The 23,740-nt window shown below is 33.4% G+C and carries 23 protein-coding genes; 18 read left to right on the top strand and 5 right to left on the bottom strand.

Going from position 1 to position 23,740, the window contains the following annotated elements:
* Positions 1-18 precede the first annotated feature (18 nt).
* From IPJ23_11760 to IPJ23_11750, 3 genes are all read left to right on the top strand, one after another.
* A complete protein-coding gene (locus IPJ23_11760; protein MBK7631354.1) occupies positions 19-2,202 on the top strand; it encodes a hypothetical protein in 2,184 nt (727 codons plus the stop codon).
* Between the two features lie 98 nt (positions 2,203-2,300).
* Positions 2,301-2,981, top strand: coding sequence for a T9SS type A sorting domain-containing protein (locus tag IPJ23_11755; GenBank protein ID MBK7631353.1), 681 nt, complete (start codon positions 2,301-2,303; stop codon positions 2,979-2,981).
* 577 nt (positions 2,982-3,558) lie between these two features.
* Positions 3,559-4,146, top strand: coding sequence for a T9SS type A sorting domain-containing protein (locus IPJ23_11750; GenBank protein ID MBK7631352.1), 588 nt, complete (start codon positions 3,559-3,561; stop codon positions 4,144-4,146).
* 148 nt (positions 4,147-4,294) lie between these two features.
* Here IPJ23_11750 and IPJ23_11745 read toward each other — a convergent pair whose 3' ends face one another.
* On the bottom strand, positions 4,295-6,226 hold the full coding sequence (locus IPJ23_11745) for a tetratricopeptide repeat protein (protein MBK7631351.1): 1,932 nt from the start codon (positions 6,224-6,226) through the stop codon (positions 4,295-4,297).
* Positions 6,227-6,340: 114 nt separating this feature from the next.
* Between IPJ23_11745 and IPJ23_11740 the strand changes: the two genes are divergently transcribed.
* From IPJ23_11740 to glnA, 8 genes are all read left to right on the top strand, one after another.
* Positions 6,341-8,194, top strand: a complete 1,854-nt coding sequence (locus tag IPJ23_11740; protein ID MBK7631350.1) for a peptidylprolyl isomerase — start codon at positions 6,341-6,343, stop codon at positions 8,192-8,194.
* Positions 8,195-10,012: a carbamoyltransferase gene (locus tag IPJ23_11735; protein ID MBK7631349.1), complete on the top strand. Its 1,818-nt coding sequence runs from the start codon at positions 8,195-8,197 to the stop codon at positions 10,010-10,012. It begins immediately after the preceding gene.
* A 3-nt stretch (positions 10,013-10,015) separates the two neighbouring features.
* Positions 10,016-10,432 carry a hypothetical protein gene (locus IPJ23_11730; GenBank protein ID MBK7631348.1) on the top strand — a complete coding sequence of 139 codons (417 nt, stop codon included), beginning with the start codon at positions 10,016-10,018 and terminating at the stop codon, positions 10,430-10,432.
* Between the two features lie 11 nt (positions 10,433-10,443).
* On the top strand, positions 10,444-10,602 hold the full coding sequence (locus tag IPJ23_11725; GenBank protein ID MBK7631347.1) for a hypothetical protein: 159 nt from the start codon (positions 10,444-10,446) through the stop codon (positions 10,600-10,602).
* Positions 10,603-10,767: a hypothetical protein gene (locus tag IPJ23_11720; protein MBK7631346.1), complete on the top strand. Its 165-nt coding sequence runs from the start codon at positions 10,603-10,605 to the stop codon at positions 10,765-10,767.
* Positions 10,760-11,569: a glycosyltransferase gene (locus IPJ23_11715; GenBank protein MBK7631345.1), complete on the top strand. Its 810-nt coding sequence runs from the start codon at positions 10,760-10,762 to the stop codon at positions 11,567-11,569. The genes IPJ23_11720 and IPJ23_11715 overlap by 8 nt, the downstream gene beginning before the upstream one ends.
* Before the next feature lie 134 nt (positions 11,570-11,703).
* Positions 11,704-12,150: an Lrp/AsnC family transcriptional regulator gene (locus IPJ23_11710; protein MBK7631344.1), complete on the top strand. Its 447-nt coding sequence runs from the start codon at positions 11,704-11,706 to the stop codon at positions 12,148-12,150.
* Positions 12,151-12,179: 29 nt separating this feature from the next.
* Positions 12,180-13,610 carry a type I glutamate--ammonia ligase gene (gene glnA / locus IPJ23_11705; protein ID MBK7631343.1) on the top strand — a complete coding sequence of 477 codons (1,431 nt, stop codon included), beginning with the start codon at positions 12,180-12,182 and terminating at the stop codon, positions 13,608-13,610.
* Positions 13,611-13,663: 53 nt separating this feature from the next.
* Here glnA and IPJ23_11700 read toward each other — a convergent pair whose 3' ends face one another.
* Entirely contained in the window at positions 13,664-13,999 is a 336-nt protein-coding gene (locus IPJ23_11700; GenBank protein MBK7631342.1) for an ArsC family transcriptional regulator, read from the bottom strand.
* Between the two features lie 128 nt (positions 14,000-14,127).
* On the opposite strand from IPJ23_11700, the gene IPJ23_11695 reads away from it, so the two are divergent.
* The 4 genes from IPJ23_11695 (at position 14,128) to IPJ23_11680 (ending at position 18,207) form a co-directional block, all read left to right on the top strand.
* Positions 14,128-16,242 (top strand): S46 family peptidase, encoded by a 2,115-nt coding sequence (locus tag IPJ23_11695; protein ID MBK7631341.1) that lies wholly within the window; start codon positions 14,128-14,130, stop codon positions 16,240-16,242.
* A 1-nt stretch (position 16,243) separates the two neighbouring features.
* A complete protein-coding gene (sugE, locus tag IPJ23_11690) occupies positions 16,244-16,570 on the top strand; it encodes a quaternary ammonium compound efflux SMR transporter SugE (protein MBK7631340.1) in 327 nt (108 codons plus the stop codon).
* A gap of 115 nt (positions 16,571-16,685) precedes the next feature.
* Positions 16,686-17,660 (top strand): isoaspartyl peptidase/L-asparaginase, encoded by a 975-nt coding sequence (locus tag IPJ23_11685; GenBank protein ID MBK7631339.1) that lies wholly within the window; start codon positions 16,686-16,688, stop codon positions 17,658-17,660.
* Between the two features lie 37 nt (positions 17,661-17,697).
* Complete coding sequence (locus tag IPJ23_11680) at positions 17,698-18,207, top strand: DinB family protein (GenBank protein ID MBK7631338.1); 510 nt, start codon at positions 17,698-17,700, stop codon at positions 18,205-18,207.
* On the opposite strand, the gene IPJ23_11675 is transcribed toward IPJ23_11680, so the two are convergent.
* A complete protein-coding gene (locus IPJ23_11675; protein ID MBK7631337.1) occupies positions 18,208-19,485 on the bottom strand; it encodes a 3-deoxy-D-manno-octulosonic acid transferase in 1,278 nt (425 codons plus the stop codon).
* Entirely contained in the window at positions 19,485-20,486 is a 1,002-nt protein-coding gene (locus tag IPJ23_11670; GenBank protein MBK7631336.1) for a glycosyltransferase family 9 protein, read from the bottom strand. Before IPJ23_11670 ends, IPJ23_11675 begins: the two co-directional genes overlap by 1 nt.
* A 121-nt stretch (positions 20,487-20,607) precedes the next feature.
* On the opposite strand from IPJ23_11670, the gene IPJ23_11665 reads away from it, so the two are divergent.
* Positions 20,608-20,871 (top strand): hypothetical protein, encoded by a 264-nt coding sequence (locus tag IPJ23_11665; GenBank protein MBK7631335.1) that lies wholly within the window; start codon positions 20,608-20,610, stop codon positions 20,869-20,871.
* A 60-nt stretch (positions 20,872-20,931) separates the two neighbouring features.
* Here IPJ23_11665 and porQ read toward each other — a convergent pair whose 3' ends face one another.
* Entirely contained in the window at positions 20,932-21,864 is a 933-nt protein-coding gene (porQ, locus tag IPJ23_11660; GenBank protein ID MBK7631334.1) for a type IX secretion system protein PorQ, read from the bottom strand.
* 237 nt (positions 21,865-22,101) lie between these two features.
* Here porQ and htpX point away from each other — a divergent pair, with 237 nt between their 5' ends.
* Both htpX and IPJ23_11650 read left to right on the top strand, forming a co-directional pair.
* A complete protein-coding gene (gene htpX, locus IPJ23_11655; protein ID MBK7631333.1) occupies positions 22,102-22,947 on the top strand; it encodes a zinc metalloprotease HtpX in 846 nt (281 codons plus the stop codon).
* A 121-nt stretch (positions 22,948-23,068) separates the two neighbouring features.
* Positions 23,069-23,695, top strand: coding sequence for a hypothetical protein (locus IPJ23_11650; protein MBK7631332.1), 627 nt, complete (start codon positions 23,069-23,071; stop codon positions 23,693-23,695).
* Positions 23,696-23,740 lie beyond the last annotated feature (45 nt).

The following is a 23,740-nucleotide window of genomic DNA, read 5'->3' as shown; positions in this document are numbered from 1 at the left end:
TATTTCGAGGGGCGCATTATGAAAGAACTGAAATTTTTAGCACTGGTCTTTTCAATCAGTGCTTTTTCGTTTCCGCGAAGTATTGGTTTTCAAATCAACAATACTATTAATTTTACTGCCGATATAAGTTGCATTCTTGATTTCGGGGTTGATACTGTTAACGCGCAAGAAATCATTAAGCAACAAGCACCATTAAAAGTGGATGAAAGTTCTTTGAACAACAGTAGTTTTATCCCATTAAGCAAAAACTCACCGCAAACGGCTGCAAATTATGTTGCCGTAGATACTATGGCTAACTCATTCGGTCCGACAGCTAATACATTAAATCCACTTGTTTATGATCCTATATCAAAGGTACTAGCTGTTGTTCATAGAGGTAAAACACCTTATGCTGTTAGCAGTGGCGAACTTTGGTGGAATTATTCTACAGATTTGGGAATAAGCTGGCACAGAAGTAATACTTCAGTACAAAATGGTACGTTGTCACAAAATTCGGCCAGATATCCTAATATGACCTTTGCAAACTTTCCTAATTCTACAAATATGGCTGATTTATTAGGAGCTTTTTCATGGCCGGAATTAAATTCATCTGAATTTGGTTGGATAGGTTATGGAGTTTCTGAAGGTTTGTTGGAATCAGCATTTGCAGATATCGATCAAGGTCCACCAGCTTATGGATCAAATATTCCAACTTTTAGTGATGATTCCTGGATTTTTTGGTGTGCTGATAATCTAACTGACAACTCTATAAGACTATGGAGAACACAGGATTATTCTATTGTTGAAGTAATTGATCCTCCTACTTGGGGAACAACAAGATGGACAAATGGAAGCATCCTTTTAGGTGGTGTCTCACACAATGGTGTTGTATATGTTGGTGTAATTGGTTCTTACACTGAAGAAATTGGTGCCGGTGGTTGGGAAATTGGTTATTCAAAATCAACAGATCATGGTGCAACATGGAGTGATTGGTTTGTTCCGGATTGGAGAACAATTCCTGGTTTGACAAACTTTACTGAATTATGGGACTGGAAAGTAGGTGACACATATGTTAGTTATTCAGGCGATATTCAAGTTGATGATAATGGCAATGTTCATTTTGTAACAGGGTTAACTGATTCAGTTATGTTACAAAATGCGATAGTTGAAATTTATGAAACTGCTCCCAACGTATGGGCTGGTAAAGTAATTACCGCGGCTCATGATAATTCAAAATATGGATATGAAGATAATACTCCAGGTCTTGGGCAAACAGGGCCTTCTATTATGATTGCAGCTAATAAGAATCGTGATTTCTTTGCTGTTCAATATTCTATTGGTTCACCTGAAACTCAGGATTCACTATGCGATCTATATGTTCATACAAGAGCATTATCAGATGCAAATTGGTCTGGTTCAACAAACTTAACCGAAACCAATACAATGAATGAAGACGGATGTCACCTTGCGCCATATATGGCCACAACTGGAGAATCTGATTATATCTTTTCAATGTTCTGGTATGAACAAGGGAACACAACTCCAACTATTGATCAAACCGCACCATCCGTAATATGGGTTGCTCCTTATGCTGTCAGATCAACTAACGCTTTTCCTATCCCTGTAACATTTCAGGTTGATATGAGTGTTCAGATGTTTGAAGGAAACTTCCCTGCAGGTGCAAATGTAGTTGTTCGTGAAGATGATGATACAATTTATACGGGTACATATCAGATCCCATCAAATTTTCTCGGTAATAATTATGCCTTCAAATATGTTATAGTTAATCCGCCAGCACCAGACAATTGGGAATCAACACCTGATAGACCATTTACACTTACTGCTCCTTCTACAATCATTCCGACGGTTTGGTTTAACAATGATAGTTTTTATGTAGATTTTGTAATCAAAAACACTTTAAATTTTACGGCGGATATCAGTTCAATATTAGGGGTTGGGATTGAGGGCGCTTTTGATCCCGCACAGGACTCACTACTGGTAATGGGTTTAGACTGGGATAATAGCAGTTTTGTTGTTGGTAGTAGAAGAATGTTAAATACCGATCCTTTTAATGAGGGTATTTATAAAACAACATACTGTAACTTGCAGTTTTGCCTCCAATATTTGATGATTCTGCTAGATGGAAATTTAGAGCTTATCCTGATTCAAGATTTCAAAACACAGGTTGGGAAACTGGTTCTGATCGATGGCATGTTTATGTAGCAGACGGATCAATAATAACATTACCTACAATTGTACCTCGTATTTATCCAAACTTTGGAGTTAGCACAAATGAAATAGATTTTACAATAAACGTTGATATGACAGGTGCAATTAATTGGTATAATGGCGAACCGATTCCGGTCGATTCAATCGATTATGTCGTTGTATTAGGTTCGGTACCTTGGTTGGGAAATTCTTGGGCTACACATTGCTGGTGTCCGGATGATACAGTTAATGGTTTATTGAAAGTATTAACTCACACTTCCGGAAACATCTGGTCTTATGATACAACACTTCCTGTTGGAATAAATCTAGGACCTTTTGAATTTCGGTTTGGGGCAATGTACCCCGGTGCTGATACAGTAAATGGTGGAGTTGCATATCTTAATAATGAATTCCCTTTTGGAGTTAATCATTTTAATGTTTTATTAAATCATCCAATATCGGTTTCAAATAATTGGTTCGGATATCCAGTCCCGCCTCTTAATGTTGAACAAATAAGTAATTTAATACCCGATCGATTTATTTTAGAACAAAACTATCCAAACCCATTTAATCCATCTACAAAAATTAGATACAGCATTCCTGAGAATAGTTTTATTACATTAAAAGTATTTAATCTATTGGGAGAAGAAATAGAAACGTTATTTAATGGAGAGCAATCCGCAGGAGTATATGAAGCAACATTTGATGCTTCTAAACTTTCAAGCGGAATTTATTTTTATACACTAAGTACTAAGAATTCTGTTATAACTAAAAAAATGATTTTGGTTAGATAAATTTTTTGGAACTAATATGAAAAGGCAATTAACAATTTTTTTGTTGATTCTTGCAGCTTGTGTTTCATTCGCACAAAAAAATAAAATAGCAATAACAAATACAGTTACTTTTACTGCAGATATTAGTGCTATCATCGGCGTAGGTCCTGGCGGGGCTCTTGATCCATTACGTGATTCATTGTTAGTTATAGGTTTGGACTGGGATGGAGAAACAACGGTTATTGGTAATAGAATGATGTCCAATGTTGATACTCTTAATCCCGGAATTTATACTACAACATTATTAGTTAGCAGTACTCTTGATTCCGTGAGATGGAAATTTAAAGCCGCGCCACCTTATTATTTTACAAATGCCGGATGGGAAACTGGACCAGATCGCTGGTTTGCATTTAGTGAAGACAGCAATGTTGTGATTTTGCCAATAATCATACCCAATATATACCCAGGACAAATTTGGCCAGTAGACCTCCATCTAACTTTAAATCTTGACATGACCGGAGCAATTAATCGATACAATGGATTACCAATACCACTTTCTGAAATTGAATTTATTGGACTTAAAAGTACGCTACCTTTAATGGGAAATATGTTGGGCGGTTGCTGGTGTGTGGATGATACATTGACTGGAGATATGGTATTATTAACTCATATTAGTGATAATAATTGGAGGTTTGAAAAGGATGTTCCTGCAGGTACAAACTCCGGTATTTATGAATACAAATTTGCAGTTATGTATGCAGGTGCTGATACTGTAAATGGCGGAATTGAGCCTTTGAATAATGAGTTTGCTGATAGTCTATCGCATAACTTTATTTTAACGGATATACCAACAATCACAATATATAATTTATTTGGTGATCCAACCCCCGTTGGTGTAGAAAGTATTGAAGATTTATTATCATCTGATTTTCAATTAGAGCAAAACTATCCAAATCCATTTAATCCTACTACTAAAATTAGATACAGCATACCCGAATACAGTTTTGTTAAATTAAAAGTATTTAATCTATTGGGTGAAGAGATAGAAACACTTGTAAATATAGAACAATCCGCTGGAGTATATGAAGCAACATTTGATGCTTCTAGTCTTTCAAGTGGAATTTATTTTTATACACTAAGTACAAAAAATTCAACTATTACAAAAAAGATGCTGCTCGTTAGATGATTTTTTGTAATGTCAAAAATTTAAGAGGTTGACTCATAAATCGAGTTATATCTGTCATTCTTGTGAAAACGGGAATCCAAATTCCATTAATTATAGTGGATTCCCACTTGCGTGGGAATGACAAATAAATACTTTCGAAATGATTTATTTACTTTTTTTTATCTAATGCAGAAAGCTGATTGTAAAAATTTACAGCTAACTTGTTTTGTGGATTTAAATTTATGCTTTTTTGTAAAGCTGCAAGTGCTTCATCATTTTGTTTGTTCAAAAAGTAAGCACCGCCAAGATTATAATATGTCTGAGAATCTACTTCTTTAAATCTAACAGCTTGCTGCAGATAATTTAGCGCTTCTTTGTATTTGTTTTGTTTAAGTAAAACTTGTCCTAACCACTTGGTTGCAAAATAATCCGGTTTAAGCTTGTATAATGGCACTAGAAATTCCATCGCTTCATCCAGTTTTCCGCCATCAACCAATTTTGAAATTAAATCTTTATAAGGAATATCATAGTAAGGTCTTTCGGCAATAATAACAGCGATTTCCTTTATACAGTTAGCGTAATCACCTTTTCTAAAATAATAATCAGATAATATAGCGTGTGCAGATTCCCATGGTATTTCGGAATTTATAAGCTGAATAGCTACCGTATCCACAATATCTTTTGGCTTAAAGTTTAGCATCTTATAATTTTTAGTGCCTTTGGGAACAAATGGATAAGCACCTGTTAACTGTATTACCTTCATTTCTGCAACAGTGGAATCAAGTCTTGTAAATGGAAAATTCACTTTTAAAATGCTATCAACTTTGTTTTCGGTTATTGAAGATCGATTACCGGTTGGTAAAAAGTTAAGCGCTTGCATTTTTTCAAAATATGCATCACCTAAAATTCTATATCCTGCAAAAGTAGGATGCAAATGATCTACCATTAAATTTGATCCAACAATTCCATTTGGACTGTTAGATTGAAAAACGGAATCAACATTTACCACAGATAGATTGTGTTTTTTCGCAAGACTGTAAATTGCTTCATTTATTTTTTGCGGTGCTCTAAATCTAAGTGCATCAAGTTCTTTTGCCTGTAAAAACAATTCTTTAGCTTTTGTAAAATTTCCGTTTTCATACTCATTTTGTGCATTTAAATAAACATTATGCGCAGAAAGATTTTTCTCGCTTTTAACAGAAACAAAAGGTTTTTGATCTTTTGCATTAAAGGTAAGATTTCCGATAACTACCGGAATATTTTTTTCACTAAACAATCTAAGTATATCATCCATATTACCTTTAAACTGATCGATACCATTGTTGAACATATCAGAATTATAAGGAATAAGAGATTCGCCGATCATTCTACTCATTAAAGTTTCTTTGTTCTCATTACTTTTTGAATCGGAAGATTTAAATATTCCTATAGCTCCCGAAATAATATTCTGCAAAAATTGTGTGGTTCTAAAATTTCTTAGATACAGATAAAGATTTACCAAATTTCTGGAGTATCCAATATTAACAGAAGATCCAACACCAAGCGCGCCGTAATACTCGTTATGGCCTGTATAAATAAGCACCAAATCAGGTTGCATTTCTGCTACACCAAAAGCAAAATCTCTTAAAGTATAAGAATTAATGGCTGAAATGCCAAGATTGATTACTTCGATTGAGTTATCTGGATATAACAATTCAAGTTTTCTTTTTATGTGTCGCGGAAATGAAACGTTGGGAACATAGGGCCAACCAGCAGCACTGCTTTCGCCCAAAACAAAAATTCTAAACGCATTGCTTTTCTTTTCAATATCAAATCCATCAGGCACAACAGACGGCGTAGCTTTAATATTGAAAAAATATTTTCGCGGTAAGTCGGGATTGGCAAAGTATTTATTAGGGTAATATTCTGATGCTTGTGTAAAATATTTGAAGTCGTAACCATAATTAAAATATCTAAGCAAAATCTCAAGTAGAATAACAAATACAAATGGAATTGAAATCAGAACTATGTAAAACCAAAATGGTGATTTCTTTTGGATCTTTTTCCCTTCTAAGATTTGATTGCTGACCTTCTGATTTGATTTATTTTTATCTTTGCTCATATTTTTAACTATTATACAGCGGTTATAGTTTGTGATTAACTTTTTTTAAGATATGCGAATTTAGTAAATTCATTTCACAATTTTTTATTAAATATTTACCTTGAAAAGTTCTTAATGATCAAAATATCAAAGTTTATTCTCTTTATAATTTTAATAACCTCTGTAATACGAGCTCAAGGTTTTAAAGATAACACCGTTGCAAGGGTTGGAAATATTTCAATTTCCGATAAAGAATTTCTTGAGAGATATGAAATGACTCCCGGAATTAATCGTCATAGAAAAAGCACTGTTGAATCACAAAAAATAGAATTTCTATTTTCACTAATCGCAGAAAAACTTTGGTCGCTTGAAGCCTTATCAAGAAAAATGGATACAACCGAAGTTATAAAGTTTGCATCAAATGCATTTGAAAAAATGTTTGTAAGAGATGCACTGTTTAAAAAAGAAATTCAAGACAAAATTGTTATTACAGAAAGTGAAATAGCAGAAGGGTTAAGAAGAAACTCATCAAAACTATATGTTAGGTTCCTTTTTTCGTATGATAATGAAGAAATAAATAATCTACATAAACTTCTTCAGAACGGCATCCCATTTGATTCAATACTTGTTGAAAGCCCAGAGTATGATGAACAAATAACACCGACAGAAATTGTATTTGGACAAATGGATGAAAGTGTTGAAGAAACATTATTTAATCTTAAAATAAATGAATATACTAAACCAATTTTAACTCCTGATGGATGGTATATATTTTATCTCGTTAATAAATCAGAAGAGATTTTAGCCGGTTCAAATGCCAGAGAAGATGCAATTAAAAATGTAAAAAAAACACTTGAAGCCAGAAAGCTTATTGAACAACAGAAAATATTTTATGCAGAGTTTTTTGAAGACAAAAAAGTAGATGTTAATCCTGAACTTTTTGAAACTTTAGCAAAAAACATCTCATCACTGTTTGAGTATAAAAAGAAAAACTTTTTTATTAATAATGGTGATCTTATAAATCTTGAACCTGCTGATGTGCTTAAAATGGAAGAAGTATTTGGGGAGATATTATTAAGTAAACCATTTATTCTTCTTGATGAAAACCCAACTACTTTTAAAGAATATTTACGTATACTTATTTTTGATGGGTATAATGCAACTGATTACAAAATAAATTTTATTAGAGCATCTTTGGATGATAGAATCCGAAGTGATATTGAAAAAGAATTTTTATATCGTGAAGGTTTAAAGAAAGGTTATGCTGATCTTCCTGAAGTAAAAAGCGATGTCGAAATGTGGAGGCGAAATTATCTTTTTCAAAAATTGAAAGATGAATTTCGAGATTCGGTAACTGTGTCAAATGATGAGGTTTATAATTATTATCTTAAAAATAATCAGTCTGAATCATATCCAATGCTTGTAAATATTATTGAAATATTAACAGATAGCGTTGAAACAGCTGATATAATTTTCAATGATTTAAAAAATGGAATTGATTTCAAAACACTCTCACAAAAATATAACAAGCGTGAATGGACAAAGAAAAATAATGGAGAGTTTGGCTTGTTCTCAATTAGTCAGCATGGAGAAATTGGTAGAATAGCTGCAACTATGAACGTGGGTGATGTTTATGGACCTTTAAAATTAACCGAGGGTTTTTCTATTTTTAAGCTGATTGATAAGCAAGAAGAAAAAATTGTTCCCTCTAAGCCATTTGAAAAATTTAAACTTCAATACAAGCAAGAATTAACAGATCAAAAACTCTACAAGAAAATAACTGATTTTACCTATAGTCTTGCAGTTAAGTATGGAGTAAATCTTAATCTAGATTTTCTTGAACAAATAAAAGTTACTTCGATGCCAAGTTTTGGAATGAGATTTTTAGGCTTTGGTGGAAAGATGACAGCGGTACCAATCATTGCTCCAAATGTGGATTGGGCCGAACAGTGGATTAATAATCAGCAACAACCTCAGGTGATTCCGTAAATGTATATCCTAGGAATATCGGCATTTTATCATGATAGTGCGGCTTGTCTTGTAAAAGATGGTGAGATTCTCTCAGCAGCGCAGGAAGAAAGATTTACTCGTAAAAAACATGATCACAACTTTCCAGCAAAAGCAATTGAGTTTTGTTTAAAAGATGCTGGTATTACTGCTGATCAACTTGAGCTTGTTACGTTTTATGATAAACCATTTTTAAAGTTTGAACGACTACTTGAAACTTATCTTGCATACGCTCCGGTTGGAATTAGATCTTTTATTAAAGCAATGCCTTTATGGATAAAGGAAAAGCTTTGGATGAAAGAGATTATAAAAGATAAACTCGGGTACACTGGTAAAATAATATTTCCTGAACACCACGAGTCTCACGCTGCATCTGCGTTTTATCCTTCACCATATAACAAATCCGCAATACTAACAATGGATGGAGTAGGTGAGTGGACAACAACTTCTTATGGAATTGGAGACGGAAATGATATTCAACTTCTTGCTGATATAAAATTTCCGCATTCTCTAGGATTACTCTACTCAGCATTAACATATTATACAGGCTTCAAAGTAAATTCCGGCGAATATAAAGTTATGGGGTTAGCTCCATACGGAGAACCACAATACAAACAACTTATTTATGATAATTTACTTGATGTAAAGGAAGATGGTTCGTTCCGAATGAATATGGAGTACTTTAATTATTGCCAAGGACTAACCATGACTAACGAAAAGTTCAATAAACTTTTTGGTGGTCCGCCAAGAAGACCTGAAACCAATCTTACTCAAAAGGAAATGGATATTGCAAGATCCTTGCAGGAAGTAACGGAAGAGGTTGTGCTTAAACTTGGCAATCATGTGTACAAAGAAACAGGATTAAAAAATCTTTGCCTTGCAGGGGGAGTTGCGCTTAACTGTGTTGCAAACGGGAGATTACTTCGTGAAGGGCCATTTGATAATATTTGGATACAACCTGCAGCTGGAGACGCAGGCGGAGCACTTGGTGCCGCTTTGATTGGCTGGTATAAATATCATAATAAACCTCGAACTGCTGATGAAAAAAATGATACACAAAAAGGATCATATTTGGGACCTCAGTTTGATGAAAAAGCAATAAATAATTTTATTAGATCGAAAAATATAATTGCATCAAAATGTTCTGAAGAAGAACTGATAAATAAAGTAGCAGAATTAATTTCTTCTGAAAAAGTAATCGGTTGGTTTGATGGTAAAATGGAGTTTGGTCCGCGTGCGCTTGGGTCCCGTACAATTATTGGTGATGCCCGTTCTCCCCAAATGCAAGCAACAATGAATCTTAAAATTAAATTTAGAGAAGGATTTCGGCCATTTGCACCTTCAGTAATTTGCGAAAAAGTTAGCGAGTATTTTGAGACAGAAAAAGCTAGTCCATATATGCTGCTTGTTGCTGATGTAAAAAAAACACGAAGAATTTCGATGACCGATGATGAACAAAAAAAATGGGGAATAGAAAAACTTAATGTTGTTCGGTCTGATATTCCAGCTATCACTCATGTAGATTATTCTGCAAGACTTCAAACAGTTCATAAGGAAACAAATCCACGGTATCATAAACTTATTTCAAAATTTGAAGAAAAAACAGATTACGCAGTCATTATCAATACATCTTTTAATGTAAGAGGCGAACCAATTGTTTGCACTCCAAAAGATGCGTATAAATGTTTTATGCGAACTGATATGGATTATCTTGTTCTTGGCAATTATATTTTAAGTAAAGAAGATCAAAAACCTTTAGAAAATGACAGTGATTGGAAAAAAGAATTTGCACTGGATTAAATCATGTTAAAAGAAGAATTCAAAAACATCGATGGTTCGGATTCCGCAGTTAAAAAAACAGGATTAACAGTTGGAATCGTTTTAATCATTATTTCATTGCTGCTTTGGTATTTTAGTAAAACTTCGTTTGTGTACTTTTCCACCATCGGTGGTTTATTAGTTATTTTAGCTATAGTTACACCAGTTGTTTTGCGTCCATTCCACAAGCTCTGGATGACGCTTGCTTTGGCAATAGGATTTGTAATGTCCAGAGTCATTTTAACATTATTGTTTTATCTTGTGCTAACACCGATTGGGTTGCTGGCAAAAATAGTTGGTAAAAAATTTATGCCACTTGGTTTTGATAAAAAAGCAGAAACTTATTGGGAAAAAAAAGAGAGCAAAGTAAAACAACAAATTGATTATGAAAGACAATTTTAAGGAATAAGAAAATGAGCAAATTATCAATACTATCTGAGTTATGGGAATTTTTAAAAGTAAGAAAAAAATGGTGGCTGCTTCCAATCATTTTATTTTTAGTTCTACTTGGTGGATTAATAATTTTAACACAAGGATCTGCTTTGGCTCCCTTTATTTATGCAATATTTTAAATGAGAAAGAAAAAAATTAAAATAGTTATCGAGAAAAAGAAGAAACGGGTTCCAGTTCCTAAAAAACCACCAAAGGTTGAAAAAAATCCTAAAGCCTATGATCGTGAAAAAGAGAAAGAAGAAATAAGAGAAAAGCTAAAGCAAGAAAATTTAAAAAATGATTAAGACTTCGGTTATTGCCGCGTTTTATAATAACATCCATTACCTTAAACTTGTTCTGGCTGGATTTGAAAGGCAAACAGAGAAAGATTTTGAACTGATCATTGCTGATGATGGATCTAGAGAAGAATTTGTAAAAGAAATCGAAAACATTGCTTCAAATTATTCGTTCTGCGTAAAGCATATCTGGCATTCAGATAGAGGATTTAGAAAAAATAGAATATTAAATGAGGCAATTTCTGTTTCAGAAACTGATTATTTGATTTTTATTGATTCGGATTGTGTCCCGCACTCTAAATTTGTTGAAGAACATTTAAATGAAAAAGAGAATAATAAAGTTCTCACAGGAAGACGTGTAAATCTCTCACAAAAAATTACTACCCAATTAGCAGAGCATAATATCTTAAATGGATTTCTTGAAAATCAATATCTTGAAATTATTGATGATGGATTATTCGGAAAATCTTATGATGTTGAAAAGGGTTTCTATATTAAAAACAAATTTCTAAGAAAGACACTAAATAAAAAATACCGTGGATTACTCGGTTGCAATTTTTCACTATACAAGAAAGATTTAATTGCCATAAATGGATTTGATGAAAGATATGTAGCCCCGTCAATCGGAGAGGATTCTGATATCGAATACCGATTAGGGTTAAATGGAGTACAAGTTAAATCTCTAAATTTTATTGCTGTTCAGTATCATCTGTATCACAAATCACAAGAAAGGCTACAAAAGAATCTTGATCTTTTTTCAGAAGTCAAAAAATCTCAAATTTCGTTCACCCCCTTCGGCCTAATAAAATAATACAAAATCTCATTCTGACGCAACTAATTTAGTAAATTCTTCAAATATTACTAAAATATGTTTGGAATATTTTTTGTGCCACCTTATATTCGAAACCAATAATTAAAACATTCCTAAATAATTAAGGTTTTTTAATGTTAGATGATATTGATCTCCAGATTTTACGCACCTTGCAAAAAAGAGGAAGGACAAAGCGTAATGAACTAGCTGAAGAAGTTAAGCTCTCTATTCCTTCAGTTAGCGAACGATTAAACAAATTAGAAGACAAAAAAATTATTGAAGGCTATTATGCCAAATTAAATCGGAAAGCTTTTAACCAAGATATCATGGCTTTCATTTTAGTAATGATGGATTCATCGAAGCATTACAAGAATCTTATTACTAATGTTGAAAAAATGTCCGAGATACTTGAATGTCATGCTGTGCTTGGTGAGGGTTCTCATCTTCTAAAAGCTCTGGTTAAAAATACTGAAGCACTTGAAAAAGTTCTTTCGGTAATTCAATCATGGCAAGGTGTTATGGGAACAAAAACCACATATGTTCTTTCTACAGTAAAAGAAACTTTTGAAATTAATGTTTAACCACTTATAATAATCATAAAGGAAACAATATGGCAAAATCTTCTAATGGAGCAATTGAAAAGGTGCTCAAGTTTATAAAAGATAACGGGATAAAATTTGTTGATTTAAAATTCATGGATTTTCCGGGACAATGGCAGCATTTTACCGTTCCTGTTACACAGTTTAATGCAGGATCATTTGAAGACGGATACGGTTTTGATGGTTCATCAATCCGAGGGTGGAAACCAATTCACGAAAGCGACATGCTTCTTATTCCTGATGCTGAAACTATGTTCGTGGACTCATTTATTGAAGCACCAACAATCAGTTTGATTTGTGATGTTTATGAGCCAGCTACAAAAGAAAAATATTCGCGCTGCCCACGTAACATCGCACAAAAAGCAGAAGCTTATCTTATTTCTACGGGAATCGCAGATACAGTTTATTACGGACCAGAAGCTGAGTTTTTTGTTTTCGATGATGTAAGATTTGATTCGCAGCCTAACGGAAGTTTTTATGTTGTGGACTCTATTGAGGGAAAATGGAACAGTGGAAGGGAAGAAAATCCAAATCTCGGTTACAAGCCCAGATTTAAAGAAGGATATTTTCCTGTTCCGCCAACAGACTCATTGATGGATTTAAGAAATGAAATGGTAACCAATCTTATCAATTGCGGAATTGAAGTTGAAGCACAGCATCACGAAGTTGCTAGCGGCGGGCAGTGCGAAATTGATTTACGTTTTATGCCTCTTGTTAAAGCTGCGGATCAATTATTAATGTTCAAGTACATCGTCAAGAATACTGCTAAGAAGAACAACAAAACAGTTACCTACATGCCTAAACCGATTTATGGCGATAACGGAAGCGGCATGCACGTTCACACTTCATTGTGGAAAAAAGGTAAACCATTATTTGCTGGTTCCGGTTATGCGGGATTAAGTGAAATGGGCTTATACTTTATTGGCGGTTTATTAAAGCACGCTGCAAGCTTACTTGCATTCACAAATCCTACAACAAATTCTTATAAAAGATTAGTGCCAGGATTTGAAGCTCCTGTTAATCTAGCATACTCACAAAGAAATAGAAGTGCTTCAATAAGAATTCCAATGTATTCCTCATCTCCAAAATCAAAGCGAGTTGAGTTCAGATGTCCGGATGCTTCCGGTAATCCTTATCTCGGATTTTCTGCTATGCTTATGGCTGGGCTGGATGGAGTGATAAACAGAATCGATCCAGGTGAACCACTTGATAAAGATATTTACGATATGGAACCGGAAGAATTAAAAAATGTTCCTTCAACTCCCGGCAGTTTGGAAGCTGCATTAAAAGCTTTGGAAAATGATCACGAGTATTTATTAAAAGGTGATGTGTTTACTGAAGATGTAATTGAAACATGGATAAAATACAAAATGGATAAAGAAGTCAAACCTATGGCACTTCAGCCGCATCCATATGAGTTTGGATTGTATTACGATGTTTAGATAATCTGTTGTTTGTCATTGCGAGTGCAACGAAGGATCACTCGCAATGACTCTTATTTAATCCATTCTTTCCAAATCTCGGGTTTATATCCAACGGTAACTAATCTTTCATTTCTTACAATTGGTGTTTTTAAAAGTAAAGGATCAGCTAATAATTCTTCTTCAATATCAAAAACCATAAACTGCATTCCACGATCTTTAAATCTTTTGTTTTCTCTATCTATTAAGTCATCTAAGAGAATTACTCTTGAAATATTATCAAGCTCACCTTTTGCCAGCCCTTTTTCAGTTAAATCTCTAAAATGAAACGGAATTCTTCTCTCTTTAAAGTATCTCTCAGCTTTTTGAGTTTCTTTGCACTTTTTTGTTCCAATTATTTGAATGTTCATAAGATTCAGTTACTCCATAAAATTATAATCTAAATATATAAAATGAGTTGGATGAAAAAACAAAATGTTTCCTAATCACACCTTAAATTTTTATTTTGCAATCAGTTTAACATCTAATTGGAAAAACAATGATTAAAAACTTACTTTTTATTTTATCGATACATCTTTTCCTTTCATTTACTAACAATACTTATTCCCAAAGTTATTACGGTGTAAATCCTGATACTGTTAAAGCCCAAAAATTTGATATGGGAAAAATGTGGACGTTTGAAAATCCACCTTTAGATTATTTTGAAAATGAATATGGATTTAAACCATCAAAAGAATTATTGGAAAAATTTCAAAAGAGTGCTTTAAAATTTGGTAATGGTTGTTCAGCCTCTTTTGTTTCTGAAGATGGGTTGATAATGACTAATCATCATTGTGTGCGCGGAATACTTTCCACTGTTCAAAAAGATGATGAAAATATTTTACGAGATGGTTTTTTTGCCAAAGCTTTGGAAGATGAAAGGACAGTTCCAAATCTTAAAGTTGAACAATTAATTATTATCAAAGACGTTACAAAAGAAATTCAATCCGCAATGGATGAGGTTAAAAGTGATTCAAATAAAATTAATGTTCGAGATCAAAAAATAGATGAGTTAAAAAAAGAATATTCGAAAGAACATCCGGAACTTGTATTTAAAGTAATTTCACTTTACAACGGCGGTAAATATTCTTTGTATGGTTATAAAGTTTACGATGATATACGATTGGTATTTGTACCGGAATTATTTGTGGCAAAGCTTGGCGGCGATCCAGATAATTTTACATATCCACGGTACGGTTTAGATTGTGCATTTCTTAGGGCATATGAAAATGGCGAGCCGGTGAAAACAAATTTTTATTTTAGCTGGAGTAATGAAGGTGTTGTTGAAGATCAGCCTGTATTTGTGGTAGGAAATCCAGGCAGCACAGATAGAATTAATACAATGGCACAAATTGAATATGAAAGAGATGTACGTTATCCGATGATTGTAGGAATGTTTCAAGCAATGTATAATATTTATGAGAAAATGGTTACGGAGACGAATGCAGAAGATTTTAATTTAATAGCAAGGCTCTATTCATTTGGTAATGCTCTAAAAGTTTATTCAGGCACATATAAAGCTTTACTTGATCCATTTTTAATTGAGCGTAAAAAAGATTTTGAAAAGAATTTTAGAATGGCTGTTAATAGCAATCCTGAATTAAAAGAAAAGTACGGAGAAATCTGGTATCAATTAGAAGATTCAAGAAGTAAGGCAAGAAAAGATGCTAATAAAATTTATGCATATACAATAAATTTTTATTCGCCTCAATATTTCTTTATCGCCAGAAATCTTATTAATTATTCCAAACAATTAAAGAATAATGAAGTCACAAAAGAAAAATATGATTCATTATCCGCACAGTTATTCCCAAAAAATTTAGATGAAGAATTACAAAAACAATTGTTGCATATTCAACTAAATATTATAAAAAATAATCTTTATGCTGATGATAAAATTGTTAAAGAATTAATTGGAGGAAAAACAATTGAACAAGCTGCAAAAGATATAATTGATAAATCGAATCTTACAAGCAGTGAAAAATTTTTAGAATTGGCGGATGGTGGATATGAAGCAGTTCTAAATTCAAACGACCCTTTCGTTTTTTATATTCTAAATACTCAGGATGAATTGAAAAAGATGCAAGATGACAATCAAGCAAGATCTGATAAGGAAGAAATATTAAATCAAATGTTGGGTGAAGCACTATATAAAGTTTATGGCGATGCTATCCCGCCGGATGCAACAGGTACATTACGCCTTGCTGATGGAATTATTAAAGGATATAATTACAACGGAACGCGTGCTCCATTTAAAACTACTTTTTACGGTGCTTTAGATCGTTATTATTCTTTTGATAAAAAATTTCCGTTTCACCTGCCATCATATTTTGAAAATCTTCCTTCAGAATTTAATCCATCCATACCATTAAATTTTGTAAGTACAAATGATATTGTTGGCGGAAATTCCGGAAGTCCTGTGATAAATATTTATGGAGAAATAGTTGGTTTAGCTTTTGATGGAAACATCGAAAGTTTGCCAAGTAATTTTATATACACAACAGAAGCAAACAGAACTGTTTGTGTAAGCGCGCTTGGAATGATGGAGGCAATACGTGATCTTTACAATGCAAAACGTTTAAGTAATGAATTAACTAATGGAAAAATGAAATAATATGCATTGGATTATTTTATTCTTAGCAGGATTATTTGAGGTAGCATGGGCAATTGGGCTAAAGTACACTGAAGGCTTTTCAAAATTATGGCCTTCTGTATTTACTATTGTATGTATGATAATTAGTATGGGATTATTGGCTTATTCAGTAAAACATCTTCCAATCGGAACAGCTTATGCAATCTGGACAGGAATTGGTGCGGTCGGAACTGCTATACTCGGGATTATACTTTTTAATGAGTCAAAAGAACTTGTAAGAATATTATTTATCTTTTTAATTGTGGTAGGCATTGTGGGGTTAAAAATATTTTCAGGCCAAACAGAATAGCTGATAAAATATCCTTTAATGATATTAGATTAAAAAAGATTATTAGAGAAAAAAGTATTAAGTTATTAGTAGTTAATGCTCACTATTTAGATTTAATAAGAGGAAATGCGCATTGATATCTAAAATCAATCTACACTTAGTTGTTGCTCTCTCACTTCTTTTATTTGCTAGCCCAATAAATTCTAATCTTTACGCTCAGAATAAAAGCGATAAATACACAATTATAATTCATGGTGGTGCCGGTTACTTTCCGGAAGATTCTCCAGAAGAATTAAAGCAGCAATACATAAACTCATTAACAGAAGCTTTAAATATCGGTAAAAGTATTCTTGCAAGTGGTGGAACCAGTATAGACGCAGTTGAGAAAGTTATTAACTATTTAGAAGATAATATCCTTTTTAATTCCGCCAGAGGTGCAGTGTTTACTTCCGAAGGCAGGCATGAACTTGATGCTTCTATAATGCAGGGGAAGGATCTTTCGTGTGGAGGAGTTGCCGGAGTTACAATTATTAAAAATCCTATTACGCTTGCACGATTGGTAATGGAAAAAACTGAACATGTTTTATTTGCTGGAAAAGGAGCTGATGAATTAGGAATTCTAATGGGAGTTGATATTGTTCCAAATTCATATTTTCACGATTCGACCAGATATCAAAAATGGTTAAAATCAAATTTAAAGCAGCAAGGTGAAACTGTTGGATGTGTTGCTATTGATCAATTTGGAAATATAACTGCCGGGACTTCAACAGGTGGAAGACAAAATAAAATGCCTGGCAGAGTTGGAGATTCACCAATTATTAGTGCTGGAACTTATGCTAACAATAACACATGTGGTGTTTCAGCAACTGGTGTAGGTGAATTATTTATCCGTAACACAGTTGCGTTTAATATCTCCGCTTTAATGGAATATAAAGGTTATACTCTTAAGCAAGCTTGCGATGAAATGATTTATAATAGATTGCCCGAAGGCAGCGGAGGCATAATTGCAATAGATAAAAATGGAAATTTTGAGATGCCTTTTAATACCAATAGTATGTTTCGGGCCGTCGCAAACTCTGATGGTGAGTTTAAAGTTGAAATATGGAAATAGAAATTCAATAAAATATTATTTAGCAGGTGGAGGAATTATGCGACCGAATAAGGGAGATTACAATGAATATTATCAACAGTACATTGATCAAGTTAAAGGAGATGATATTTTTAGAATCCTTATCGAACAAAATATGGAATCACAAAATATTCTTAACTCATTTCCAGAAAGTAAGGGTAATTATAAGTATGCCGAAGGTAAATGGACAGTAAAAGAAGTTATTGGGCACCTAATGGATGTAGAAAGAATTTTTGCTTATCGTGCTTTATGTATTGCTCGCGGTGAAACTACACCTCTGCCCGGAATGGATCAGGATTTGTACGTTGCAAATGGGAATTTTAATAAGCGTCAGCTTTTTGATTTAGTTTATGAGTATCGGCTTTTACGGGAATCTAATATCCTATTGTTTGGTAGTTTTGATAAATCGATTTTGCAGAATAGGGGAAAAGCAAGCGGCTACGAGGTAACTGTTTTGGCTTTAATGTTTATGACTGCTGGACATGAAAAGCATCATTTAAAAGTTTTAACAGAAAAATATATGGGATAATTAAAGCACTTTATAAATTGCATCTAATATTTTTTGTGTGGCTCCAGTATTTGAGTGGACATAGTCCGCAGAAATTTGTCCTGTTTGTTTTCTAAAATCATCATCCGAAAATAATTTTCTTAGATTTTTATAAGCTTGCTTTTTATTATGAACGACAATTCCTCCGCCAATTTCAGCCAATTTTTTTGCTTCCTGCGAGTTCTGAATCTTTGGCCCAAATAGCACAGGTACACCATATACTGCAGCTTCTAAAACATTATGAATATTCTGTTTAAAACTTCCACCCACGTATGCAACATCCGCGTATGTGTAAAGAGTTAAAAGTATTCCGATGGAATCAACAATTATTATACGCTCATCGGCATAACTGTTTAAATGTGAAAAACGAATTGTTTTTATTTTACCGGAAAATTCATTTTCAATTTTTTCAAGATGCAGTAAAGTCGGTTCGTGCGGGGCAACAATCATTATTACGCTTTTATCAAATTCTGCAAGTTTAAGAAATGCAGGAAAAATAACTTCTTCATCCTGTTCCCAAGTACTGCCGGCGATAAAAATCTTTTTGTTCTTTGTTACGTTGTAACTTAAAAGTCTTTTTTCTTTTGCAAGTAAACTACGCTGATAAACTCTATCAAATCGTGTATCACCAACAGCTTTAACTTTATTCCCATCAAACCCAAATGATTTAAACTCTTGAGCGTCGGATTCTGATACAGTTAAGATCTTTGAAAAATATCCAAATAGAATTTTATGGAAAGAATTTAATAAAGGATATTTTCTTGGCGAATCATTTCTTAATGTTGCATCAACCAAATAGATTGGAATTTTATTTTTATCCAACTCACTTATAATATTTGGCCAAACATCGTAGCGCATAATTATAGCAAGTGTTGGATTTGTTATCGAAATAAATTTTTCAGCATTGGCTTTTGTATCAAACGGAATATATGAAATTAAATCGGTATGAGGATATTTTTTTGAATTTTCATATCCAGATGGCGAAAAAAAGGTTATAAGTACATTTACGTTTTTGTCTTCCTTTAGTTTTTCAATTATGGGTTTTGCCTGTTCAAACTCTCCTAATGAAGATGAATGAAACCAAATTAGTTTTTTGTTTTTATTTATTGAAGTAGCATTTAAAATTAATTCCTCATAAACTCTTTTTCTTCCGCCTATGCCTTTACGAATTTTATTATTAAACAACCCAGCAAGACGAAGAGCGGTATATAAAACCGGCAAAACTAAAAAGTTGTAAAATATGTCAAATAATATTTTCATTAATTTGAAATAAAATGGGCTACTTTTTCCAAAACAAAATCAGGTGTAATTAATTTTATACAATCAAAATGTTTTTTAGGGCAACTGCTTCTTCCGATATGCGAACACGGACGGCAAGTTAATGAATTGTTTTCTAAGATTAGATCTTGGCAATTGTATGGAGTAAACCCAAATTCTTCTACTGTTGATCCGAATATTACAATTACTTTTGTTCCAACTGCTGACGCTGTGTGCATCAAACCGGAATCATTACAAACAACAGCTTTGCACATATTCATATCAGCTGCAGTTTGCAAAATGTCATCAAAATTAGAAAGATCAATTGAATTGGGAATTTTCCCACAAATATCTGCGCACAATTCTTTATCAATCTTTCCACCAAATAAAACTATTGTGTAACCAGTTTCAGTTAATTTATTTCCAAGTTCAATAAAATATTCTTTAAGCCAGCGTTTTGTGTAATGGCGGGCACCAGGACAAAATCCTATTAAATTATTTTTGTTGATTAACTTGCTATCAATAGATTTATCCGTAGTAAGCTCTAAGCCTTTATCATCTAACTTAAAACCAGAAATTGTGTTTGCATATCTAACCGGGATCTGGGGCTCATTTTTTAGCTTGTTGATTTTGAAATTAACCAATAAAAATTTCTTCCAGCTGTTTTTAGAAAACCGCTCTATTTGAGTACTCTTAGAAGGAAATATTTTCTTTGATCTTAAATTATTTTGAAGATCAATAACTAAATCGTAATCGATTTTTCTTAGTTCAGCAAGTGTTGCAAGATTATCCTTTTCAATTCTGCTGTAAGGATATACTTTGTTTAGATGAGGGTTTAATTTTATAAGATCTGAGTATTCTTCCCTTAAGATAAAATCAATTTCAATTTTTGGATATTGGTTTTTTAGTGATCGAATAAACGGAGTGGTAAGCAAAATATCGCCAAGCGAGCTTAACCTTATAATAAGAACTTTTTTTAATTTTGATAATTCTACGTCTGTCAAGAAAATCTTTATAAATTGTTTAGGCCAAATTTATCATTTAACATACATATATCCACAAATAGATTTGAACTTTTTGATTTAGTGCCTAATTTTAGGCCATAATTTTAATAAGGAAATATTTATGTCAACTTTGCCCCCTCCAAAAGTTAAAAAAGCACCTGAGGATTCACTTGAATCAAAAGTTTACGCTATGCTAGAAACTTTTAAAGAGTATATTCCAACACCTAGTGATAGAAACAGGTTATCTTATTGTATGTTCAAATATTTAAATGGTGAAGGTGATGCTCCAATTATCACACTAAAAACGTCAAAGATAAATTTTGAAGGAATATCAAAAGAAGAGCTAGCAAAAAAACTTGATGTGGAATTAGAAAAGATAAAATAGTTATTAAATTCTAAATTGTCATTCCCGTTTTCACGGGAATGACAAAATTTAAAAATTGTTTTAAAGCGAAGTTGAAATACCTATCCTGTGCAAGGCTCCAACCGAACCAAGAGAAGAAAATCCATAATCAAATTGGTAATCAGAAACCTTAACACCTAAACCGACATTAAATCCGGCAATACCGGCCGTTGTACCAATCTTAAACTCCGAGCGACGTTCGTTGTTATATCCAAATCTTAATTTCATAACTTTGCTAAGTGTAAATTCTGCACCAACATTAAAAGCTTTAAACTTTTGTATAAAATCATCACGTTTTTCATTTAGCTTATGAAAATCTACTGAAAGACGTAGTGGAAGATTTTCTAATTTTTTTGAAAGTCCAACGGAAATATCAAGCGGTAAATCTTCGGTTGTGTTATAATACTTTGATAGCTGACCGCCGAGATTCATAATCGCAAAACCAAAATTCCAATTTTTATCAGGAATTGCATAATGCAAGCCTAAATCAACTGCCATAGCAGTAGATGAACGACTTTCAATTCCGGAATAAATAAATTTTGCATTAGCGCCGTAATAAAAATTATCATCAAGTTGATTTGCATATCCAACAACCAGAGCCATTTCTCCAGCGCCAAAATCTCCGGTGCGGTTTCCAAATTCATCCGAACCTTCAAAGCTGCCGTAGTTTATATATTTAATTGCCGCGCCAAATCTTCCAATATTTTCAATCTCAGTTGAGTATGAAAGTGTAGCAAGATTTATATCCATTAAATGTTTAACAAAAGAAAATGAAGCTGGATTACCTTCAAGTAATTCTATTCCTGCCGGGTTGTAAAATATTACATCTGCGTCATCATTGTTGGAAACAAAACTTCCACCCAATGCTCCGGCACGTGCGCTGCCATCAAGGCGTAAAAAATCAAAAGTGTTTTGGCTGTATGCAAAATTGCCAAAAACTATTAAGGTAAGGGATAAAAAGATGACCTTGTTCATTAATTCTCCAAAATTTCATCAGCTATTTAAGTATAACCCAAAATAAAGGCAAGGGGAAATTGTTTTCTCAATTGTTGCCTGGGGCTGACTCTTTAGAGATTTTAAAATGTTTCACTTTAAGCTATTTAGAATCTTTAGTGACTAAAATCTCATCTAAACAAAGTGAATCCTGTTTAACTTGATTGATCAATCTTTACAATTTAACTTTGATACAAAAAAACGGAGAATAGATAATAAATGAACGGAATTAAAACAGTATTTCTAATGTCGTTGATGATGGCGCTTTTTCTGCTGGTTGGATATGCAATCGGCGGCAGATCTGGAATGACAATAGCTTTCATATTTTCTTTAGTAATGAATTTTGGTTCGTATTGGTTTTCGGATAAAATTGTCCTTAAAATGTATCGCGCCCAACCGATAACAAGAGAGCAATCGCCAAAATTTTATGATATGGTTGAGCAGCTTGCACAGAATGCAAATCTGCCAATGCCAAAAGTTTATATCATAAATGATCCAACGCCAAACGCATTTGCAACTGGTAGAAATCCACAAAATGCTGCGGTGGCTGCTACAACCGGAATTTTGCAAGGATTAAATAACGAAGAACTTGCCGGAGTTATGGCGCATGAACTTGCACACGTTAAACATCGTGATATTTTAATAAGCACGATTGCCGCAACTTTAGTTGGAACAATTTCTTACATCGCACAAATGGCAGGATGGGCTGCAATGTTTGGTAGAAGTGATGACAATGAAGAGGGTGGTGGTATTGGAGGTTTAGTCTTGATAGTTCTTTCACCAATTATTGCTATGCTTTTGCAGATGTCAATTTCAAGATCGCGGGAGTTTGCTGCCGATGCAGGCGGTTCACAAATTAGCGGCAACCCATTGGCGCTTGCTTCTGCTTTGCAAAAAATTTCCCGGGTAAACCAGGTTCAGCCAATGCGGAATACAAATCCTTCTACGGCGCATATGTTTATAATTAGTCCTTTTCTTGGTGGATTAGGAAAATTATTTTCAACACATCCGCCGGTTGAACAACGAATTGCAAAGCTGCAGGAAATTGCTGCGGGAAGACGTTAGGTTTAGGTCATGCTGAATTTATTTCAGCATCTTTAAATATAAGAATGACCCTGAAACAAGTTCAGGGTGACGGACAATTCAACTTGATAAAGAGCATCTTTCTGTTAATATTTGGTTCCAGATGATAAACAATTTTTCAAATATAGCCGGAGTGATAAAAATATCTCTCCGGTTTATAGTTTTATTACTGCTTTGCCAATCAGTAGCTTATTCCCAAACAAAATCAAATCTTAATCAATTTTATACGTTGATTGATTCTGCATCAAGCCAATTGTTAAAAGATTTGGGTGATGCAAAAAAAGTTAACCTTGAACTAAATTTTGGTACAGATTATTCTGTTTTTGCAAACCAGGTAAGAGGCAAACTTTTAAGAAATAATATTCAGTTAGTCGGTGATAATTCTGAAGACAAAAATTTTGTTAGAGTTAATTTTGTTGTAGATAATTCATTTGTGTGTTATACAGAGCCGGAAAAAGATGGAATATTTGGTGATTTTTATACTGAAAGAACCATCGAAATTTCAGGAAATTATTTTATTTCAAATAATCCACAGGTAAAAGATTTTAAGCTTGCGGTAACCGACACAATAAATGTTGAAGATGTTGAAAATTTGGAGAACAGATCTTATCCATTTACCCGTGGGGAACTTCCACCGGAACCATTTTTTTCAAGTCTTTTAGAACCAATTGTCGCAATTGGCGCTGCCGCTGTAACAGTGATTTTATTCTTTACTGTGCGCTCTAAGTAAACATAAATACCTTTGAAGACTTACCCAATTTGGTTATAATTGCAC

The organism is Ignavibacteriales bacterium (genome assembly GCA_016709765.1).
GTDB lineage: Bacteria > Bacteroidota > Ignavibacteria > Ignavibacteriales > Ignavibacteriaceae > IGN3.
This window is presented reverse-complemented; position numbering and strand designations above follow the sequence as displayed.

Coding starts and splice junctions, on each gene's coding strand:
- IPJ23_11730 (MBK7631348.1), top strand. CDS start 10,016: ATGTTAAAAGAAGAATTCAAAAACATCGATGGTTCGGATTCCGCAGTT.
- IPJ23_11740 (MBK7631350.1), top strand. CDS start 6,341: ATGATCAAAATATCAAAGTTTATTCTCTTTATAATTTTAATAACCTCT.
- IPJ23_11715 (MBK7631345.1), top strand. CDS start 10,760: ATGATTAAGACTTCGGTTATTGCCGCGTTTTATAATAACATCCATTAC.
- IPJ23_11745 (MBK7631351.1), bottom strand. CDS start 6,226: ATGAGCAAAGATAAAAATAAATCAAATCAGAAGGTCAGCAATCAAATC.
- IPJ23_11720 (MBK7631346.1), top strand. CDS start 10,603: ATGAGAAAGAAAAAAATTAAAATAGTTATCGAGAAAAAGAAGAAACGG.
- IPJ23_11650 (MBK7631332.1), top strand. CDS start 23,069: ATGATAAACAATTTTTCAAATATAGCCGGAGTGATAAAAATATCTCTC.
- glnA (MBK7631343.1), top strand. CDS start 12,180: ATGGCAAAATCTTCTAATGGAGCAATTGAAAAGGTGCTCAAGTTTATA.
- IPJ23_11735 (MBK7631349.1), top strand. CDS start 8,195: ATGTATATCCTAGGAATATCGGCATTTTATCATGATAGTGCGGCTTGT.
- IPJ23_11725 (MBK7631347.1), top strand. CDS start 10,444: ATGAGCAAATTATCAATACTATCTGAGTTATGGGAATTTTTAAAAGTA.
- IPJ23_11755 (MBK7631353.1), top strand. CDS start 2,301: ATGACAGGTGCAATTAATTGGTATAATGGCGAACCGATTCCGGTCGAT.
- IPJ23_11750 (MBK7631352.1), top strand. CDS start 3,559: ATGGGAAATATGTTGGGCGGTTGCTGGTGTGTGGATGATACATTGACT.
- porQ (MBK7631334.1), bottom strand. CDS start 21,864: ATGAACAAGGTCATCTTTTTATCCCTTACCTTAATAGTTTTTGGCAAT.
- IPJ23_11695 (MBK7631341.1), top strand. CDS start 14,128: ATGATTAAAAACTTACTTTTTATTTTATCGATACATCTTTTCCTTTCA.
- IPJ23_11760 (MBK7631354.1), top strand. CDS start 19: ATGAAAGAACTGAAATTTTTAGCACTGGTCTTTTCAATCAGTGCTTTT.
- IPJ23_11680 (MBK7631338.1), top strand. CDS start 17,698: ATGCGACCGAATAAGGGAGATTACAATGAATATTATCAACAGTACATT.
- IPJ23_11675 (MBK7631337.1), bottom strand. CDS start 19,485: ATGAAAATATTATTTGACATATTTTACAACTTTTTAGTTTTGCCGGTT.
- htpX (MBK7631333.1), top strand. CDS start 22,102: ATGAACGGAATTAAAACAGTATTTCTAATGTCGTTGATGATGGCGCTT.
- IPJ23_11665 (MBK7631335.1), top strand. CDS start 20,608: ATGTCAACTTTGCCCCCTCCAAAAGTTAAAAAAGCACCTGAGGATTCA.
- IPJ23_11700 (MBK7631342.1), bottom strand. CDS start 13,999: ATGAACATTCAAATAATTGGAACAAAAAAGTGCAAAGAAACTCAAAAA.
- IPJ23_11710 (MBK7631344.1), top strand. CDS start 11,704: ATGTTAGATGATATTGATCTCCAGATTTTACGCACCTTGCAAAAAAGA.
- sugE (MBK7631340.1), top strand. CDS start 16,244: ATGCATTGGATTATTTTATTCTTAGCAGGATTATTTGAGGTAGCATGG.